At 39.6% G+C, this 20,735-nt stretch carries 12 protein-coding genes and 1 tRNA gene; 4 read left to right on the top strand and 9 right to left on the bottom strand.

Annotated elements, in window-relative coordinates; translation table 11 throughout:
• The first annotated feature begins 1 nt into the window (after window position 1).
• From HMPREF9448_RS05560 to HMPREF9448_RS05545, 4 genes are all read left to right on the top strand, one after another.
• On the top strand, window positions 2-1,546 hold the full coding sequence (locus tag HMPREF9448_RS05560) for a sensor histidine kinase (RefSeq protein WP_008861621.1): 1,545 nt from the start codon (window positions 2-4) through the stop codon (window positions 1,544-1,546).
• Window positions 1,547-1,548: 2 nt separating this feature from the next.
• The gene (gene rprY / locus HMPREF9448_RS05555; RefSeq protein WP_008861620.1) at window positions 1,549-2,259 is read left to right on the top strand and encodes a response regulator transcription factor RprY; all 711 of its coding nucleotides are present in this window, start codon (window positions 1,549-1,551) and stop codon (window positions 2,257-2,259) included.
• A gap of 144 nt (window positions 2,260-2,403) precedes the next feature.
• Entirely contained in the window at window positions 2,404-3,129 is a 726-nt protein-coding gene (locus HMPREF9448_RS05550; protein WP_040296077.1) for a lysophospholipid acyltransferase family protein, read from the top strand.
• Window positions 3,130-3,222: 93 nt separating this feature from the next.
• Window positions 3,223-3,293 (top strand) — tRNA-Gln (locus HMPREF9448_RS05545).
• A gap of 147 nt (window positions 3,294-3,440) precedes the next feature.
• Here the strand turns inward: HMPREF9448_RS05545 and HMPREF9448_RS05540 are convergent.
• The 9 genes from HMPREF9448_RS05540 to HMPREF9448_RS05500 all read right to left on the bottom strand — a co-directional run bounded on the left by HMPREF9448_RS05540 (window position 3,441) and on the right by HMPREF9448_RS05500 (window position 20,450).
• Complete coding sequence (locus HMPREF9448_RS05540; RefSeq protein ID WP_040296076.1) at window positions 3,441-4,142, bottom strand: GDSL-type esterase/lipase family protein; 702 nt, start codon at window positions 4,140-4,142, stop codon at window positions 3,441-3,443.
• A gap of 150 nt (window positions 4,143-4,292) precedes the next feature.
• On the bottom strand, window positions 4,293-4,628 hold the full coding sequence (locus tag HMPREF9448_RS05535; protein ID WP_008861617.1) for a glycosyl hydrolase family 28-related protein: 336 nt from the start codon (window positions 4,626-4,628) through the stop codon (window positions 4,293-4,295).
• Between the two features lie 5 nt (window positions 4,629-4,633).
• Window positions 4,634-6,598, bottom strand: a complete 1,965-nt coding sequence (locus tag HMPREF9448_RS05530; RefSeq protein WP_008861616.1) for an endo-alpha-N-acetylgalactosaminidase family protein — start codon at window positions 6,596-6,598, stop codon at window positions 4,634-4,636.
• Between the two features lie 74 nt (window positions 6,599-6,672).
• Window positions 6,673-8,931, bottom strand: a complete 2,259-nt coding sequence (locus tag HMPREF9448_RS05525) for an endo-alpha-N-acetylgalactosaminidase family protein (protein ID WP_008861615.1) — start codon at window positions 8,929-8,931, stop codon at window positions 6,673-6,675.
• Between the two features lie 78 nt (window positions 8,932-9,009).
• Window positions 9,010-11,115 (bottom strand): right-handed parallel beta-helix repeat-containing protein, encoded by a 2,106-nt coding sequence (locus HMPREF9448_RS05520; protein WP_008861614.1) that lies wholly within the window; start codon window positions 11,113-11,115, stop codon window positions 9,010-9,012.
• A gap of 45 nt (window positions 11,116-11,160) precedes the next feature.
• Complete coding sequence (locus tag HMPREF9448_RS05515; protein ID WP_008861613.1) at window positions 11,161-13,140, bottom strand: glycoside hydrolase family 97 protein; 1,980 nt, start codon at window positions 13,138-13,140, stop codon at window positions 11,161-11,163.
• A gap of 9 nt (window positions 13,141-13,149) precedes the next feature.
• Window positions 13,150-15,375 (bottom strand): GH92 family glycosyl hydrolase, encoded by a 2,226-nt coding sequence (locus HMPREF9448_RS05510; RefSeq protein ID WP_008861612.1) that lies wholly within the window; start codon window positions 15,373-15,375, stop codon window positions 13,150-13,152.
• 13 nt (window positions 15,376-15,388) lie between these two features.
• Window positions 15,389-17,107, bottom strand: coding sequence for a RagB/SusD family nutrient uptake outer membrane protein (locus tag HMPREF9448_RS05505; protein WP_008861611.1), 1,719 nt, complete (start codon window positions 17,105-17,107; stop codon window positions 15,389-15,391).
• Between the two features lie 31 nt (window positions 17,108-17,138).
• On the bottom strand, window positions 17,139-20,450 hold the full coding sequence (locus HMPREF9448_RS05500; protein WP_008861610.1) for a SusC/RagA family TonB-linked outer membrane protein: 3,312 nt from the start codon (window positions 20,448-20,450) through the stop codon (window positions 17,139-17,141).
• Window positions 20,451-20,735: the final 285 nt, after the last annotated feature.

Here is a 20,735-nt window from a genome sequence, read left to right as displayed (position 1 = left end):
AATGAAAAAGTCGACAATTTGGCTACTGGCTGTAATTATGGCACTCACGTTTATCGGATTGCTTTATGTACAAATCATGTACATGGAGAATATGATAAAAATGAGAAACGAGCAATTTACCGAAGCCGTGAAAAGGAGCCTATACGCTGTATCGACAAGCCTCGAACTAGACGAGACTCAACGCTATTTAGACGAATATCTGGAAGAGGAAGAAAAGAAAATGCTCTCCTCTTATGAGCAAAAGCAAGACAAACAAGACATAGCTTCCACTCACCACCAATTTTCTATCGTATCTCCCGATGGAACGGTTGCAAGTTTTTCCTTTCGCGAACAAACCAGTACGATTATCACCCCTGCTGCTCCACGACAAAAGGAACATAATACGCTCATCAGCACATATCGAAATATGCAGGAAGCCCGTAAAGGACAATACCTTTACCAAAAAGGCTTGTTGAACGAAGTCATACTCAATATGCTGAGTAAGGCAAGTAACCGTCCTGTCATGGAACGTATCGACATCAAAAAATTGGAAAGCTATCTGAAATCAGAATTTGAAAATAACGGATTGAACCTTCCGTTCCAATTTGCCATTTACAATAAAAACGAAAAAATCATATATAGCTCCAATCAATATGATCCCAAAATCGAAGGGAATTTATTCACACAAGCAATATTTCCCAATGATCCACCGGCAAAAATAAACTACTTGAAAGTCTATTTCCCGACCAAAAGAGATTATATATCGAGTTCGGTAAAATTCATGATACCCTCGTTTGCCTTCACGTTCATTCTGTTGGTAACCTTCTTGTTTACCATCATCACGGCATTTCGGCAAAAGAAACTCACCGAGATGAAAAACGATTTTATCAACAACATGACACACGAATTCAAAACACCCATATCTACCATATCATTAGCAGCCCAAATGCTTAATGACCCCTCTGTTGCCAAAAGTCCGGCTATGTTCCAGCACATATCGGGTGTCATTAATGACGAAACCAAGCGATTGAGATTTCAGGTAGAAAAAGTCCTGCAAATGTCGATGTTCGACAGACAAAAGACGTTGATGAAACTACACAACGTCGATGTCAACGACCTCGTTGCAGGAGTCATGAGCACATTCAAACTCAAAGTCGAAAAATACGGCGGTGTAATCGATGCCGACCTCGAAGCAGAAGATGCTATTGTCTCGGTCGATGAAATGCATTTTACGAATGTTATCTTCAACCTCCTTGACAATGCCGTAAAATATCGACGGGAAGAAGAACCTTTATCTCTTTTCATACGTACAAGAACCGTTGGAGATAAGGTAGAAATATCGATTCGAGATAACGGAATCGGTATCAAACGGGAAGATTTGAAAAAAATATTCGACAAATTTTATCGCGTATCTACGGGAAATCGCCATGACGTAAAAGGATTCGGACTGGGCCTCGCTTACGTCCATAAAATCATTACCGACCTCAAAGGCGATATTCGAGTAGAAAGCGAAATAAATCAAGGGTCGACATTTATAATAACACTACCACTAATAAAAAACAAATGATTATGGAAGAAAGATTGCGTATTCTATTATGCGAAGATGATGAAAATCTTGGCATGTTATTAAGAGAGTATTTGCAAGCCAAAGGTTATGCGGCCGATCTCTTCTCCGATGGAGAAAGCGGATACAAAGCATTCCTGAAAGGTAAATACGATTTGTGCGTACTCGACGTGATGATGCCTAAAAAAGACGGATTCACGCTTGCACAAGAAATCCGTACGGTAAACGGAGAAGTTCCCATCATATTCTTGACAGCGAAATCTTTGAAAGAAGATATTCTCGAAGGATTCAAAATCGGAGCAGACGACTACATTACCAAACCATTCAGTATGGAAGAATTGGTATTCCGTATCGAAGCCATTTTACGTCGTGTAAAAGGTAAAAAAGGAAAAGAAGTTACGATGTACAAGATCGGACGGTTTACATTCGATACCCAGAAACAAGTATTGGCAATCGACGATAAGAGTACTAAACTCACCACCAAAGAGTCCGAATTGCTCAGTCTGCTCTGTGCTCACGTCAATGAAATTTTGGAGCGAAACTTCGCCCTCAAAACTATTTGGATAGACGATAATTACTTTAACGCTCGTAGCATGGACGTTTACATTACCAAACTTCGTAAACATCTCAAAGACGATCCATCAATTGAAATTATCAATATTCACGGAAAAGGGTACAAGCTCATTGCCCCAGATGTCGAAGCAAAAACCAAATAAACTACAACGTTTAGGAATATAGAAAAGGCGGCTTATTGAGTCGCCTTTTCTATATTCCCACATCAAAAGCGCCTGCAAATAATGCGATTTACTGCAAATTCATTACCTTTGTCCCGTAAACGACGAAAATAGCATCGAACAATGATACGCATTATCACATTCCTATATCAATGGCTCATAGCCATGCCCATATTGCTGATACTCACCATTCTCACAGCATTGACGACCCTTATCGGATGCCGGTTGGGCAATGGAAACTTTTGGGGATATTACCCAGCACACATTTGGTCCCGACTATTCTGCATTCTCTCTCTTGTCAAAATAGAAGTTAGAGGCCGAGAAAACATCGATAAAAACACATCTTATGTATTCGTATCAAACCATCAAGGAGCCTATGACATATTTCTCATCTACGGATACTTAAACCACAATTTCAAATGGATGATGAAAAAAAGCCTGCGCAATATACCCTTTGTAGGCAGCGCTTGTGCTGCTGCCGGCCACATATTCGTCGATAACAGTACTCCGGGCCGACTAAAAGAAACCCTGCAAAAAGCCGAAACGACATTACAAAACGGTATGTCGCTTGTCGTATTCCCCGAAGGAGCACGCACTTGGACAGGAGCCATGAGACCATTCAAACGAGGAGCATATCAACTCGCCGTTGAATTTTCCTTACCGGTCGCACCGCTCACTATTGATGGAGCATTTGCCGTTATGCCCCGTACAACCTACAATTTTAAACCCGGAAAAATCATTTTAACGATCCACCCCCCCATCTATCCCCAAGAAAATAAAGGGCATGATATAGAAGACCTCATGAAAAAATCATACGCTGTCATAGAATCGGCATTGCCATTGAAAGGATAGATATGTAAAAAAAGATTAAACCAAATAAAAAATTCAAGGTTCGCAATGGCCGTCCCAAAATAAATTCGCAATTTTGCACTCGCAAAACAAATTTGTCCGGTGGTGTAATGGTAGCACTTCGGATTCTGGTTCCGCCTGTGAGGGTTCGAATCCTTCCCGGACAACAAAAAGTAAGGGGTTAGCAAAATGCTAGCCCCTATTTTTATATCTATTAATCAAGCACTTATGTTATAACATACGGTCTTTGAGGCCTAATATATAAATGGTAACCCTCATTTACTAATCTTGCGTTATTCTTATCAAATCAGGATTTAATTTAAAACTTTATCTATGACTGGTTTTATTAAAGATTCCATCACATCATATCCTTGTGAATTAGGATGCACTCCATCATTCGTGTATTTAGATAACTGATCTCCATTGGAAATACAAACCATATTAGAATAATAATCTACAAAAGGTATCTGCCTATCTTTCGCATATGTAGCCAAGCGCTTATTTAACGCTGTTATTTTTTGAGTGGCATCTTTGATAGACGGATTCCAGCTAAAACTCGAACTAGGTAAAGTCGTAGTAAGAATTACTTTTATCCCATTAGCTCGAGCCAATTCTACCATAGAAATAATATTTCCAAAAGAATAGTCTTCGTTGTAAGCCCCTGCATTCTCGGCAATATCATTAGTTGCAGCATTAATAACGACAACTTCCGGTAAAAGATTTATTACATCTTCACGGAAACGTAACAACATTTGATAAGATGTTTGTCCTCCTATGCCTCGACCCACATATCCATTCTGTTTAAAAAAGTCAGGATGTTGATTCACCCAGCCTTCCGTTATAGAATTTCCTATAAATACCACTCGTTTAGGAACAATAACAGTTGCTTTCAAAAGCTTATTTTGCTCTGCATAATGCTTAAAATTAGCCCAATTTTGAGCGTTATCTTGTGAGAATGAATAAAATTCTACCATACAGAATAGAATACTTACCCCAAAAAGCAATATCTTCTTCATCATTTTCAAAATCTAATCGTCTTATTACAATTTAATACATAAACTACATATCATTCTTCTATATCTATATTTTTATCAATACTATATTGTTTAACATCTTTCATCAATACATCTTTTTTATCTGTATCAAAATCGAAACATACACCCACCTTATTCTTTTTCTGAACGATACTCCGGTTGAGGCTGACGACAAATATCTTTCGGATCTATACTGGCATACAAATAAGAGCCCGGTTCAAAATACAACTCAACATAATCTTTCATTAAAATAGTGCCCGATTTATATTTCCCAGCAGGAATCACTACACGTCCACCTCCATTAGCAGAGCAATCTGTTATTGCCTGATTAATAGCTTCACTACTAAGAAACGAAGAATCCTTCTTTGCTCCATAATCCAATATATTATATTCTCCAACATTACTTCTCTCTTGCGAATAACAAGTTAAAACCAACAAGGGAAACAAATAAACACAAACCGATTTCATAACATTCATTCTTTATCGAAAAAGATAGCACTGCACACTGGATAATCAGGATTTCCATAATGGTCATAAAAGAAACGAGTAATCCGGAATTGAACATTTCCCGACACACCAAATGATAGATAAACTCCCTCTTCAAAATTATTAAGAAGATAAGATGCTAATATTCTTTTTGTATTGACATCTATCACATCAACCACTTCCTGGCAATTTTTTTCCTTATAATCTGCAAAATATAACGACACTTTTGTATTTTCCTCCACAGTAACATCGATCAATTGATGAAGAACCGAGGTCCTAACTGCTTCAATCCGTCCTTTTCCTTCTACTTTCTGCAAAGAGACAGGTCGAGTACTATTGTTATCCAACACTTTAAGAGAATCACCTATATAGGACAGCATACAAGTTTTAGGTAATTTTGAAGAATGGCCGAATATATCATATCCCTTTTTCCCATACTTCCTCTTCCAATTGCCATGAGTTTCAACATCTTTACAAATAAACGTCGCTGTTCCCGACGGCGGATTAGAATAAATAGTCGATCTATCTGTCATATCAGTTCCAGCAGGAACTATGATCTGAGCTCTATCTGGTTCTTGCGACAGGTAAATTTGATTTTTATTTATCTTTCTATCTTGTTCCAATAATCTTAGCCCCGTAAAATCCTCATTGAACGTATAAATATCGACCTTTTCTATTCCGGTCCATTCTCTCGGGAAATGCCATATCCCCGTTCTTCCTTTTACCGAATAAGCCATTATTTCGAGATGATTTACCCAAAATACAGGAACAAATACATCATGCCCTTCTTTCATCAAATATCCATCTCTATATAAACGATGAACATTGTCATTATCCCATTTACTAACAACATTATCGGATAAAGTCAATGTTATCCCTAATGTGTCCCTAGTCTCATACTTTAATCTCAACAATCGATTCAGATAAAAATAAACATATGTGTGATGTGAAAGTTCTCTCGCAACCTTGAATGGATCACGCTGAAATTGAGTATCTTCTAGTTGCACACTCGCCCCAAAAACTTGAAATCTTCGTTTTGTTAAATCTATCTGTCCCCCATACAACTCGTCATGAGTACCGTCTCTACCACCACATGCAATATAAGGAGCGACTTCCATTTGATTAATATTCAACGAAGCCCACCAATCCCATGTAACACCCAACGAACACACTCCATAAAGATTGGTATCGGCATATTCACCGATTAACTGAATACCATATTCGGTTTTCAAATACTCCGCAGCCTTCTTTATAGCCGATATCTGATCTTCTTTTGTCACATAATGATATAAACTAGGTGGATACTGTGTCTCATTATCGAAATATAGTACTCCGGTTTCTTTAACCAAAGGAACTTGTTCTATAAAAGCATCGATCCGTTGCTTAGTCACCCCAGCATTCCATTCATTTACCATATTGACGAAATAGCTCTGACGATTCCACCAAACATCGCCTTTCACCAAAGATCCATCGGCATTTCGACATAACAAATCTTTCTTCACATACATATCCCACATAGGCGAATCCATATAAGCGTCAAATGGATTTACATGGAAAGTACAATTTGTATTATATTTCTTCGCTTCATTCATCAGCCATAATAAAGCATCCTTCCCCTTTAATCCGCCAGGCGCGTACAAAGTAGAATCAATTGGCATCCACCATGGATAAGTATGATCATGGCCTCCCTGTTGAAAACCACCCAATATCACAACTTTGGGTAGACCACGAGAAATGCAGTCTATCTGTTGCAAATATTTAGCGACCGCCCCCAAATCCAAATTATGATGATCATTTTCCAAAGCACATCGTAACATGATTTTAAACGTCAAAGTTTGAGATAAATCTCTCTTATATGGATAAAGCGGATACTGGTAATCTAGCCCAATCGGGTACATCGATAAGGGTGATAACAACAGTAAAGACAACAATAATATTTTTACAGATTTCATCTTTTTTATTTTAATAATTAATCATTTATAAAATTGGCATAATTCTACATCTAATTCATTCCCCAAAAACAGGATTATCTACATACGACCTTTTTCCTTAAAACCGACCTATCTGTTACAAGAGATACAATGCAAACTCCATTTTGACTTCCCAATTCGCCTTTATCCAAACAAACCCGCACTCGGTTATCAGAAACGTCAAATACCTTATCATATAATAAATTCCCTGCTATCGAATGTATCTGGATATGTACTTTTGGAGAAGTAAAAACATCAGCCTCGATTGTCAAATCATCTCGAAATACAGAAGGATAACACCTCAGATTATCCTCCTTCCAACGAATATTCTCTTTACCTGATACCCCTTCTTCATCTATAAATACTGCACTACATACCGGATAATCGGGATTTCCGTATCCATCATAAAAGAAACGAGTAAACCGGAACTGTAAATGTCCCTTTACATTATATCTCAGATATATTCCCGACTGAAACGAATTGATTAATTTTGAATGCAATATTCGCTTTGTCACGGCATCGATAACATCAACTACCATTTGGCAATTTCTGTCTTTATAATCGGCAATATACAACGAAAGCATTCTTTTTTCAGCCGTTTGCACATCGATTATCTGATGTAACTTCGATGTCCGTACCGCCTCTATTCTTTTCCCATCTTCCTCAGGAGTCTGTAATGCTATCCGACGAGAACTATTTGTATTATACACATCGAGATTATCACCTATATATCCCAATTGAATACCATCTGACAACACTTTCGACGCTCCGAATACATCATAACCAAGGCTGCCATACTTGTCTTTCCAATCCCCCTGTGTCTCATAATCTTCCCCTAAAAAATCGATCTCTCCAGAAGCCGGATTATCATAAATCGTTCCGTCATGAACATCGGTTCCAGCAGGGACCAATATTTGGGCCACTCCAGCTTCAAGATTCAAATCGATTTGATTATCTGTAATTGCAATATTCGAATCTTTTAATTCAAGGTCATAATAAGAAGAATTAAACTCATATATATCAACAGACTCTATACCTTTCCATTCTCTCGGCAAACTCCACTTACCCCGTCTTCCTTGATATGAATACGCCATAATTTCAAGATGATTTACCCAATATACCGGAATAAACACATCATAATTTTCTTTCATGAGTTTTCTATCCCGATATAGTCTATGAACATTATCACCTTCCCATCTGCTATCCACACTATCCGAGAGAGAAAGAGTCATTTCATATCCATTTGTGCTTAAATTTTGTCTCAATAAACGATTCATATAAAAATAGGGCAAAGTATGATGTGTAAACTCCCTTACCACTTTCGAAACATCTTGTTGAAATTGAATATCCTCTAACTGGATACTCGAACCAAAAACTTGTAATCTCCGTTTACTGATATCATTAGTAGCACCTAATAAATCATCGTGACATATATTACGTCCTCCACAAGCTACATATGCTGGAACCTCCATCTGATCGATATTTAAAGAGGCATTCCAATCCCACGTTACACCTAAACAATCAAACCCATACAAATTCACATCTGCGTACTCTCCTATCAACTGTATATTATACTGTTCCTTTAAATATTCAGCAGCTTTTTTTATTGCAGTTATCTGGTCGGCACGAGTCACCCGATGTTTAGGACTGGCCGGATATTGAGTCAAATTATCGAAATATAAAACTCCGGTTTCTTTAACCAAAGGTAATTCATTTAAAAATGCATCTATACGTTTCTTTGTCACCCCAGCATTCCATTCATTTACCATATTGACAAAATAGCTTTGGCGATCCCACCAAATATCACCCTTTACCAAAGAACCGTCTGTATTTCTGCACAACAAGTCATTTTCTTCATAAAAATTCCATTTTTCTGAATCCATATATGCATCAAACGGGTTCACATGGAAAGTACAAGTCGTATTATATTTTTTAGCCTCTTCCATCAACCATATCAAAGCTTCTTTCCCTTTCCTACGACCCGGAGCTGTAAAACTATCATCTACCGGAGCCCACCACGGATAAGTATGATCATGTCCATTCTGCTGGAAACCTCCTAACACGACGATCTTGGGAATTCCTCTTGTAATACAATCTATTTGCCTTAAATAATTAGCAACCAAAGACATATCCAAATTGGATATTTGATCAGGAAGAGCACAACGTAACATGACTTTAAAAGTCAATGTCTGAGACAAATCTTTCGAATAAGGATATAACGGATAATTGTATGTTAGCCCAGCCGAATTAACTTGTGATAAAAACAACGAAAGCCCGACAAAAAAGCCGACTACAATAAATTTCAATTTATTCATAATTAAACAATTACATAAAATACAAAACCTGTGTCACAGAGACACTTTCACTCAATGACACAGGTTACAAAAACGAACTTATCTCTTAACTATACGCGATGTTACCACAGTCGCCCCATTATGAAGTGATACAAGATAAGTTCCATTTCCCAAATCAGAGAAGTTCAACAAATTATCTCCGATACCTAAATTTATCCTTTTTACCAATGATCCATCAATAGAATAAACACAAAGCGTACTTGTTCCGGCAAAAGGATTCGTTACGACCAACTGTCCAGTAGTCACCGATGGATACACATTCAACTGAGTTTGTTCCACAGCATCGATACCCGACCCGTCTCTATATTCAACAGCTCCTATTGATGGGGATGCTGGGCGCATTCTTCCTGTTTGGTCTTCTGTATTGGAAGAATTCGGAGATCCGTTTCCTACGGCAGGATTATTTTCACCCGTTAATAAATGAACATACTGCCCATCCACTTCTGCAATAGGAGCTAAATAAGTACCAACTGTGAATGGACTATCCAACGGATAGAACCGGCCTTCACCATATCGAGTATCGTCCCAAATACAATAGTTACGCACAAAAGAACCAAAAACAGTACCATAATCAGCATCTTTATCTCCATTTTCCACGTAAATACAATTATCAAAATCTATTGTCGCAGTTCCTCCCGATATATACATGGCATTCTGTCCATCAGCCGAAGAATTACCTACAATCGTACAGTCATAGATACTGATAGATGAAGCCCCTTCCCAACTACCATCAATAATACCGCCATTCGTCGGAGAGGAATTACCACTAATCGTCATATTTTGACACGTATAAGCTGCTCCCTGAAAAGCAATCGCTGTGCCTGTATTATTTACAATGGAAACATTTTTCATTAAACCGCTCGATCCCCAACCTATACCGGCGATAGATTTTCCAGAATTTCCCGTAGCATAGCAATTGGTTACATTTATTTCTTCACCCATTTGAACTTTAAAAATAACTCCATTCTGCCCGGCTGCACTTTTATTATTCGTATATATACAATTACTTATAGCCCCTACGCTTCCATCGAACCAACCTCCGGGATGAGCGTTAATTTCATTGCCGTTAAAAACACAGTCGGTAATTGTAAACGTACCATCTAAACGAACGGCTCCAGCTCCACCTCCTGTATTTTTATCGAATGTACAACCTTCTACTACACAGTTCGATGATTTATTCGAATAAACGCCGACTCCGTCCCAACCATCGTTCTCTATAAAATCACAATTCCTAACAGTCATTTCACTTCCGGCATCTTGTTCTTCTGCATAACATAATATACCAGCCCCATTACTACTACATGAATTTCCTTTAAATGTACTTTCTGTTGCATTGACTATCATACTTCCAAAACATGCTATCGCACCTCCACTACCTCCAAAATTTCCCTCGAAAGTACTGTTTTCTACATCTACGTCCCAATTATAGGTGAGGACTCCTCCCCCGTTCTGGCCACTTATATTATTAAAGAACGAGCAACTAGTCAAAGTTAATTTGGGATTTGCTGACTGATCGGGTTTCTGCAACTTAATAGCACCACCCCATTTTGCTTTGAATCCATCAAATACACAATTTATAAGTGTTAATCCACTTCCAGCAGGAGAAGTTGCATCGGGAATCGGAGTACCACCCAAAACAACTATCGCCCCGGCACCGCCAGAAAAATCGCCCATATAATCGTTATCAGGTCCCGACATCCGCCCCGTAGCGTGACGGAAAATAAAGCCATCAACTACGATATCCTGCTCACCCAATAAACCATAAGCAATCGTATAGACCGTATCGGTATCATTAATAGCACCATCTAATATAGTCTCATTTTCTTGTACATTCCGTTCCGCTCCACCGGTAGATGGATAACCACCTAAAACCGTAACACCGCCTGACAACTTAAACCGCTTCTCTATATTGGGTGCGGTAGAATTACCCTTGTAATCTACTGTCGGTTTATAAACTCCGGCTCCGACATGAACCGTCGTCCCGGCAGAAGCATTATAGAGAACTTCTCCCAAGTCGTTTTTTGCATTAGCCCAATCACTACCACTACCATTTCCTGCTCCGGAAACCGTAACATACACGTCTGTCGCAAATACATTCATTGCAACAAGACTCAATGACGAAATCAGTAATTTTACCTTTTTCATGATAAATCTTATTTTTAAGGATTAATATTAAATAATTAAAATCATTCAATTGATTCGGGAAATTATGGCAGACCAACCTCCACCCGGAGCCATCGTTACTTTCAATTTTTTCCCAGACACGATATTTTGTTCCTCTATTTTGTAATCGTTCCCGTTCCTGTCGGCATTTATCCCGTCCTTGAAAATTTCAGCTTTCCACAATCCCTGGCTTAAAAAAGAGAAATCCAAAGATATTTCCCGTTTATCCCAATTCGTGATAGCTCCAACATACCACTTATCGCCTTTCCTTCTCGCAACCGCCGCATATTCACCGACTTTCCCTGCAAGGGAAACGGTTTCATCAAATACCGTAGGAAGTTGTGCTATATAATCGGTTGTCTCCTGTTCTTTTCTATAATTGTTAGGGCTATCGGCCATCATAACCAACGGAGCTTCAAACACTACATACAAAGCAACTTGATGCGCACGTGTACCTTGACTCATAGGTGTTCCCCAAATGCCTTTATAGCTTTCCCTGTTAGCATTGACCATCGCCCCCGGCGTATAATCGACCGGCCCAGCCAGCATCCTCAAATAAGGTATGGTCACATCATTTCGAGGCATATCAGGATAATCCCCTTTCAAATATTCCAGACCATAAACGCCCTCAAAATTGATAACATTCGGGTAAGTCCTCTGTAATCCCGTAGGCTTATAACACCCATGCAAATCAATAAGCAAATGATATTCAGCTGCTTTCTTCGCCAACCGTGTGCAAAAATTCACTACACGTTGGTCGTCCCTATCCATGAAATCCACCTTGAAACCTTTCACTCCAAGGTCGGAATAGTGTTTCAACACTTCGTCCATCTTTTGGTCCAAAGGCAACCACCCTGCCCACAACAAAATAGAGACATTTTTCCGCTTCGCATATTCAATGATTTCGGGAAGATCGATATCCTCTACGGGAGTCATAATATCGGTACTCATTGCCCACCCTTCATCTAATAACACATATTCTATTTTATTTTCAGAAGCGAAGTCAATAAAATATTTATAAGTTTCAGTGTTTACTCCCGCTCTAAAATCTACGCCATATATGTTCCATGCGCACCAATAATCCCATGCCAGTTTGCCCGGTTTTATCCAAGAAACATCGTCCACTTGACAAGGTGTCGCCAGTTTATACACCATATCGCTGTTCAAAAGGTCTTTATCTTCCTCGGCTATAATCACGGCTCTCCACGGATAGAACCTTTTTCCGGTCGTTTCCGCCAGATAATCGGCTCTTTCCTCGACAAGAGCTTGCAGGTTATTATGACCTCCTTGAACCTCTTTCTTTACAAAAGGAGCAAAATCGCCCGTCAATCGAGTATCTCCCGTCTTCTTCAAAAACATTCCCGGGTAGTCGATCAAATCAGCATCGGTAATCGCCACCTTTATTCCGTTAGGCATCCCCACGAGAATGGGAGCGAAAGCCGGCCAAAAATCAGACATACCTTTCAAATTAATCGTTCGATACTCATTTTCAAAAGACTGAGAATAAACATCTTTCTCATTGGCTCTCACATACCCTACCGTCACATCGTGGTCTTCACCGGCAAAACAAAACTCGGCTTTTTCAGACTGCACAGCTACCGGCTCTTTCGATTTAAAATTTGTCTCCCAACGATAGGCCACACCATCGTCATATGCTCGGAAGTACAAATTATAATTTCGAAATTGCATTTTCAATTCATTATATCGGTCTATCACCTCTCTCTTTTTATAAATAACAGCATCGATAATCTCATCGACCTTTTCGACAGAAAACTTTTTCAATCTAGGATTACGGCCTATCGCCTCTCCATTCCGAAAGGTCATCGAAATTTCAGACGGAGCTATAATTTCGGTATCGGCAAAACAGGCACTCCACGCAATCACGGAGTCGATGCTCACCGTAACCGATATTTTACCATTCGGCGAATCCACAAACAACTCTTTCGCCCCCACGCACATGGGGAAAAATGCCAGCATGGCAAGTCCTATCGATAATACTTTTTTCATAATTATTCCTTATAATTGATTTTCCACTCCGACGGTTCCCCACTTAGACGGTTTCGAGCCCATCACAAACTCCAATGTCCCGCCATTGGCAATATCGGTATGTTTGAACGAGCATGCGTCCAACGGCTCCCCGTTCAGTTTAACCGACTGAACATAGATATTTTTATCGCTGGCTTTCTTCGCCTTGATCGATAAATCTCTCCCATTTTCCAAATGAATAACAGCCTCCTCGAACGTGGGACTGGATATCAAATACAAATCCTGCCCGGTATTGGGATAGAAACCAAGAGCATGAAAGACATACCACGACGACATTGAGCCCGAATCGTCATTACCGGGGATTCCTTCTTTCGTCGTATTGTAACGCTCCTTCAACGTCTTTCGCACGACCTCGGCCGTTTTATCGGGTCGACCCACGTAATTATATAGGGTAGGCGTCAAAAATCCCGGTTCGTTCGAGATTTGGAACAGCCCCATATACCACCGTTGATCCCATTTCTCATGAGAAAAATAAGTATCCAACCTCCGGGTGAACTGCTCTTTCCCTCCACATTTCTCGATGAGAGCATTCACATCATGCGGAACATAAAAAGACAGCTCCCACGAGAACGTCTCGTACACGAAATCGGGCCATGTTCCACCTTGAAAAACCGAATAATCATTTTCGCTCCACCAAGAGCCGTCGCTATAACGAGGCCACACAAAGCCCTTAAAGCCCAAACTTTCCACATCGGGATTCCACAAATTTTGCCAATTTCGGGAACGTTCCATATACTTTTGGGCAATCTCTTTTTCTTTCAGTCCACGAGCCAATGTAGCAATGGCATAGTCACAATTGGCATACTCCATGGTACGAGTCCCCGCGCGCTCGAATTTTGTCGATACAAAACCCTTCTCATTATAATCACTGATACCGCCGCGTCCTTCCTTTCGCTCGTCATCACCGGGAGACACTTCGGCGTTCTTTATCATCGCCTCCAATGCCAATTCGTAATCGATACCTTTCAATCCTTTGACATAAGCATCGGTAAAAAGTATATCGACATTCGATCCACCTTGCACCCGGCCATTGTCGTCTCCACTCCGTGCATCGGGAGCATATCCTTCGTACCGATATATATCCAGCAAAGAACGCAACATATCTACCTGTTTAGAAGGCGTCAACAATGTGAATAAAGGGTGTGTCGCTCTAAATGTATCCCAAATACAATAGTAATCATCGTAATACGGTTCGTCCGATATCCATTTCGAATTTTCTCCGGTCTTGTCTACTGGCTGCAAATAGCTATGATACAAAGCTGTATAGAAAATCTTTTTCTGCTCGTCACTACCTTTAACCTCTATTTTGTTCAATATCTCGTTCCAACGACTCACACAGGCGGCTCTCACCTCGTCGAAATTCCACGAATTCATTTCTGACAAATTCATTCGCGCTTTCCCAGTACTTAAATAAGAGATGCCCACTTTGACCGTAACTTTCTGCTTATCAGAAGTGCGATAGGAAAAATAAGCACCTGTCGGTTCACTGGTATCATATTGTTCTCTTTTCCCAGGTTCAACTCGATGGCTCTTCCATGTACCACAATCATCGGACGGAGTATCAAACACAGCGTAGAAATAAACCGTGTACGGCTCACCTATATTCCAACCTCCTCTAACCCGAGTATATCCCTCGATCTCTTTGTCCGAAATAATCCTTACTTCTGAGCCTACTAAATATTGTCTTTCATGAGAAGACAAGAAACTCCCCAAATCAATAATTATTTTTGAATCATCACTCGCTGGAAAAGTATACTCATGCATTGCACTACGCTGCAAAGCCGTCAATCTAGCCGATGTGCCATATCTTTTCAAATCCACCTCATACAGCCCCAACGCCACATGTTCATTATTTCGAGGAGATGAATAATCTTGCATATCAAGATTCCCGGTAATCGGGGCAAACAGTACATTTCCATACTTACAACCTCCTCCGGTCCCGCTCACATGGACATTACTGAACCCATGTATATTCCCATCGCGATCCCAACCCGCATTCCAATCTTTTCCACCACAGTCAGGACCCACCTTTACCATACCAAAAGGTACACAAGGCCCCGGAAATACATTTCCGCCGCCATCGACCCCGATAAACGGATCGACATACTGCGAAAGATCAGACATCGCATTTCCCTTGAACGATGTAATAGCAACAGACAATGCTGTTACAATTGCTATATTAAAATATTTGTTCATAAAAATTTTGAATTTATTCGATTTCCATTAACGGCTCCGCCTCTAAATTAGGATTTAACTCGATTTCTCTGCTTGGAATAGGCCAAACATACTGATCGGAAGTAAATAACGTGCGTTGTCTCACTTTCACATGGCCTTTCCATTTACCACTTTCTACAACCTGGTATCCACCGGCATTATCCAATTTCATACCAATAATCCAACCGTCTTCGGCATTCAATACATTTTCAGCAATTCCCCAGCGACGAATGTCAAAAAAGCGAGCACCTTCAAAAGCCAATTCCACCCGGCGCTCATTCCTTATTCGCTCTCTCATCTCATCTTTTGTCAAATTATTAGGGAAATCGGGCATTCCTACACGCCATCTCGTCATACCCGAATAATTTCTTATTTTAGCATCTTCCGACGGAGAATTTGCCAATTCATTCCGAGCTTCCGCTGCATCCAAATAAACCTCTGCTAAACGGATTAAAGGGAAATCATGTCCAGTATCCCACACTCCTATCAAACTAGGATCTACATATTTCTTCCACCCATATCCCGTCGGAGAGCCATTGTGTTGGTCCATCTTATCTCCACTCGTACTCCCGGGCTGACTATTATACTCACTACCAGCTAAGGTCGTTCCTCCTGTACCAGTATAATAAATAGAAGCGGCCAAACGAGGATCTCTATTCACATACGGATCGTCAAGATTATAATTCGAACGAGGATCGTCAATCGGATAAGCTTCGCTATTACTTACCTTAACTTCATATGCATCGACCATAGATTGGGTAGGAACCCACGAATTCCAACCTCCATCACTAATACAAGCAATCTTCACCGTACAGCCATAAAGAGCGCGCTCTGCACTTGTGAACTGAGAATCGTAAATTATTTCTCCACTACCTACACTCGCAGCGTCGTCATAAAAAAGTTTTCTATAACTTTCACCGGTCAATTGATTATTAGGAGTATAAAGAGATTTTCCAGATTTTGTAATAACAGAATCCGTTGCATCCCGAGCCTGTTCCCAATACCATTTCTGGTCGGGGGAAGATTTGCGATAATCTCCAGCCATAAACATGCAAATCCGGCTTTTCAACGCAAATGCAGCCCAACGCGTTACCCGTCCATCGTCTTCCTCATTTGTATAAGAAGACGGAAGATTTGCCGTAGCGTAATCCAAATCACTTATTATCTGTTTGGCAATCGCATATTTATCTGTTCTCCGAATAGAAGATGCCTCCTGTATCGTCAATGGATGATCGACCCATGGAACATCTCCAAATTGAGCTATCAAGTAATAATAAGCATACGCACGTTGAAACAAGACCTCTGCCGTATAGCGATTTTTTAAAATCGGATCCATATTTACATTCCCGATATTCACGAGAAAATCGGCACAACGTCTTATCGTAACATATCTTCTATTCCATAATTCCTGTAACGCGGCATGGTTCGCTTCGAACGCATTCAATGCAATTTGTTGAAAATTACCAAACTGATTGCTGTGTTGAGGATAGGTATTATCGCTTGCCGCATCCAAGAAAAGTAAATCGCAACCATACGTATCGCTCTGAGGGAAGGTATTACTATAAGTAGCATTCACTGCACGAAGAGCATCTTCTGCCGTATTCCAATAATTATCTACTGTAACTTTATCATTCGGATATAAATCCAATCCATCGGTACAACTAAAAACAGGAAGCAAACCGATGATCATAAAATAATATATATAGCGTTTCATAACTAAATGTATCTAATGTATTATAGAACAATCAATTTTTACCTATAGTAAGCTCCACTCCAAAGGTGAATGATCTCAACTGTGGATAATATGCTCCTCCCGAAGGACCCTCCGGATCCACATACGGATAAGAAGTCAAAGTGAACAAGTTATTGGCAGATATACTAAACCGAACCTTCTCAAAACATATTTTTCTCGTCCAATTTTTAGGAAGGGTGTATCCCAACTGTAAATTTTTCAATCGTAAATAAGCTGCGCTTTTTACATAGAAATCAGATATCTCGTAATTATTTTGTTGCCCGTTTACATATCGAGGTAATTTTGCATGAGCCAAATTTTCTTGTACCGATCGCTCTGGGTTCCAGCGATCCTCCAATAAGCTCTTTGAAGTAGGATTTAATACAATACCCCCATAAATAAACTCATCTCGTTTACCTACCCCTTGAAAAAATACTCTGAAATCAAATCCCTTGTACTCTCCTGAGAAATCCAGTCCAAACATATATCTCGGAGCACTCCAACCTATATCGGTTTTATCATAACTATCAATTTTTCCATCAGGAACTCCATTAGGCCCAGACAAATCGGCATACTTCAAATCGCCAACTTTTATTTGAGAGGCGTACCCCTCGGGCTTCGGACTGTTTTGTATCTCTTCTTCCGAGGTGAAAAAACCTAAGCATTTATATCCATACAGAGTATTCAAAGGTTTGCCCTCCGCTATTACCGTACGATCATATATATGAGGTCCGGTTCCTTTCAAATCCAAAACCTCATTCATTTGATCCGAAAAAGATAGAGTGACCCCATAATTAAACTCATTAACTTTATCCCTCCACGTTAACTGTAACTCATGCCCCCAACTTGCCATAACACCGGCATTTTGGACAGAAACCGGAATACCGATAACACCAGACACAGGCAAATCCAACAATATGCCATCGGTCTTCTTTCGATACCAGTCATAAGCACCGATCAGCCTATTATTGAACAAATTAAAATCTACCCCTATATCGAGCATAGTAGAAGTCTCCCACCCCAAATCGTAATTCGGTAAAATATTTAAATAAGAACCCGGGACCCATTGATGTCCGAACATATATTCTTTCGGATTATTAGCCATTACATTTGCATACTGATAAAGGCTTATGGTTTGATTTCCCAATTGTCCGTAAGATGCCCTAAGTTTCAAATTATCTACCACAGTTCTTATCGGCTCCATAAATTTTTCTTCCGATATTCTCCAACCTATTGACCCCGAAGGGAAAAGTGTATATTGATGTCCTGGCGCCAAACGTGACGAGCCATCGTACCGAAGATTAAATTCTAAAAAATAACGACTATCAAAATCATAGTTGGCCCGACCAAAATAGGAATACATTCTCCACTCGTCAGAATTTCCCCAATTATCTTTCAAATCGCCAGTACCGGTCGCACCATCTATTTCCTCCAAATTATTATCAGGAATATTCTTCCTATTAGCTCCTACCCAATGGCTTTTATAATGTTCATCTGTAAAACCCGCTAGTACTTTAAAAAAATGATTTTGTATTTTTTTCTCATATTCAAGTGTGGTCTGTAAAGTAGTCTGGCTTCTTTCTGTCATTGAACGACTCACACTATTCGGATCGTTACTATATTTATGGCTACCATCTTCATTAACAAATGTAATAGTTTTGTAAATACTAGAACTACCTACCTCCCATAAATTCCACGAAAACTGAGCCTTCGCACGAAGTCCGGGAATAATCTCCCAATTCGCCATACCATTCATAAGAAGATTATTATCATAACTTTTGGTATGTCCTCCCTCTGTAATCCAAGCAACCGGGTTCGTATCTTCATTGTTTAAATGTCCCCAATCTCCATTCGCCCGCTTAACCGGTAAATAAGGAGGCATATTTAAAACAGCTTCAAAAAAATCGCTATAATGATCAGGCTCTTTACTATTGCTTCTGTAATAGGATACACCGGCCATAACGTCAAAATTATCCACAATCTGAGTACTTACATTGGCTCTGGCATTATATTTGGAAAAATCGGTAAACTGAACCAACCCTTGTTGCGAAGTATAACCGCCAGAAATCATATAAGCAGATTTTGCAGTTCCACCACTTACCCGCACATTAGCTTGATGCATACTGTCATTGGACTTTACTGCCGATTTCCACCAATTCGTATTAGCATAATAATCCGGGTTACTGCCATCTCGCATCATTTGTATTTCTTCATCGGTATATAAAGGATTTTCACCAGCCTGAACGTAAGACTCATTAACCAATATAGCATAATCCCACGAATTATTTAACTCAGGGACTTTTGTCGGAGTCTGCATTGAGGCTGTATATGAAATATCTACCGTCGGATTTTTATCCTTATTACCCTTCTTTGTCGTTACCAATAAAACGCCATTGGATGCTCTCGATCCATAAATAGCTGCAGAAGAAGCATCTTTCAAAACAGAAACGGATTCCACATCCGTGGAGCTCAATGCATAAAAGTCCCCTAGTCCAGCCGGAACACCATCTATAATAACCAATGGTTCGGTAGAACTCATAGTTCCTATTGCACGAATATTCAGCGAAGGAGTAGATCCAGGTTTACCCCCATTATCCGTGATAATCAATCCGGGAACCGTTCCTTGAAGAGAATAAGCTATATTAGAAACCGGGACTTGCTCAATCGTTTTCGAAGAAATAACATCAATCGCACCTGTCACACTGGACTTTTTCTGTGTACCATAAGCCACTACAACGACCTCGTCCAGCACAACGGGACGAATATCTATGCGCAACGACGTACGACCGTTGATTTCCACCTCCTCTTTATTATACCCCACATATGAAACCTCCAAGACACCATCGGCTGGAGCATTGATAGAAAATTTTCCATCGATATTCGAAACAGTACCCACATTAGCACCTTTCACAACGATATTAGCTCCAATTACAGGAACTTCTGTTTCGTCATAAACAATCCCCTTGACAGTCACCTGCTCACGACTGCTTTTACCTAAGTTCGGACGCTTATCGAAAACAACAATCGATTTATCCGATACTATATTATAATCCAAACCCTTGTTTTTAAAAACTTCGTCTAAAACTTCTGGGACACTCTTATTCTTGACAGAGATAGAAACATCATTACTCTCGTCAAGCACTACATTTCTATAAGCAAACCTGTACGAAGTTTGTTTTTCAACAATAGAAAATAACTCTTTTAGAGTTGCATTTTTCAGCTCAATAGTCACTCTTTGACTCTGAGCAGCCAGCATACCTACATTACCTATAAAAAAGAATAATAAGATAAACTGTCTTAATCGATGTTTTATGATTTTTTTCATAAACCTTGAATTGTTTTTTATGGTTTTTCTTAATATTTATATAGAAAGACAACACGCTAATAAAAAAGTACTTTTAAAAAAGCATGTTTAAAAACATGTTTTACCAGAAGAAAAAAATATCCAAAACAAATATTATACTTTATTCTTGCGTTGTAATCAAGTTCTAGTATTGGTCGAGACTCCTATCTCATTAATGGTATTATTTTTACATATAAATATTTACTAATATTTCGAGTTTATACTAAAAAGAGAATACCCGATTCAAATTTTTGAATCGGGTATTCT

The sequence above is a fragment of the Barnesiella intestinihominis YIT 11860 genome (genome assembly GCF_000296465.1).
GTDB lineage: Bacteria > Bacteroidota > Bacteroidia > Bacteroidales > Barnesiellaceae > Barnesiella > Barnesiella intestinihominis.
The sequence above is the reverse complement of the archived record's forward strand: the minus strand, read 5'-3'. Positions and strand labels throughout refer to the sequence as shown.

Coding starts and splice junctions, on each gene's coding strand:
- HMPREF9448_RS05560 (WP_008861621.1), top strand. CDS start 2: ATGAAAAAGTCGACAATTTGGCTACTGGCTGTAATTATGGCACTCACG.
- rprY (WP_008861620.1), top strand. CDS start 1,549: ATGGAAGAAAGATTGCGTATTCTATTATGCGAAGATGATGAAAATCTT.
- HMPREF9448_RS05540 (WP_040296076.1), bottom strand. CDS start 4,142: ATGAAGAAGATATTGCTTTTTGGGGTAAGTATTCTATTCTGTATGGTA.
- HMPREF9448_RS05535 (WP_008861617.1), bottom strand. CDS start 4,628: ATGAAATCGGTTTGTGTTTATTTGTTTCCCTTGTTGGTTTTAACTTGT.
- HMPREF9448_RS05530 (WP_008861616.1), bottom strand. CDS start 6,598: ATGAAATCTGTAAAAATATTATTGTTGTCTTTACTGTTGTTATCACCC.
- HMPREF9448_RS05525 (WP_008861615.1), bottom strand. CDS start 8,931: ATGAATAAATTGAAATTTATTGTAGTCGGCTTTTTTGTCGGGCTTTCG.
- HMPREF9448_RS05520 (WP_008861614.1), bottom strand. CDS start 11,115: ATGAAAAAGGTAAAATTACTGATTTCGTCATTGAGTCTTGTTGCAATG.
- HMPREF9448_RS05515 (WP_008861613.1), bottom strand. CDS start 13,140: ATGAAAAAAGTATTATCGATAGGACTTGCCATGCTGGCATTTTTCCCC.
- HMPREF9448_RS05510 (WP_008861612.1), bottom strand. CDS start 15,375: ATGAACAAATATTTTAATATAGCAATTGTAACAGCATTGTCTGTTGCT.
- HMPREF9448_RS05505 (WP_008861611.1), bottom strand. CDS start 17,107: ATGAAACGCTATATATATTATTTTATGATCATCGGTTTGCTTCCTGTT.
- HMPREF9448_RS05500 (WP_008861610.1), bottom strand. CDS start 20,450: ATGAAAAAAATCATAAAACATCGATTAAGACAGTTTATCTTATTATTC.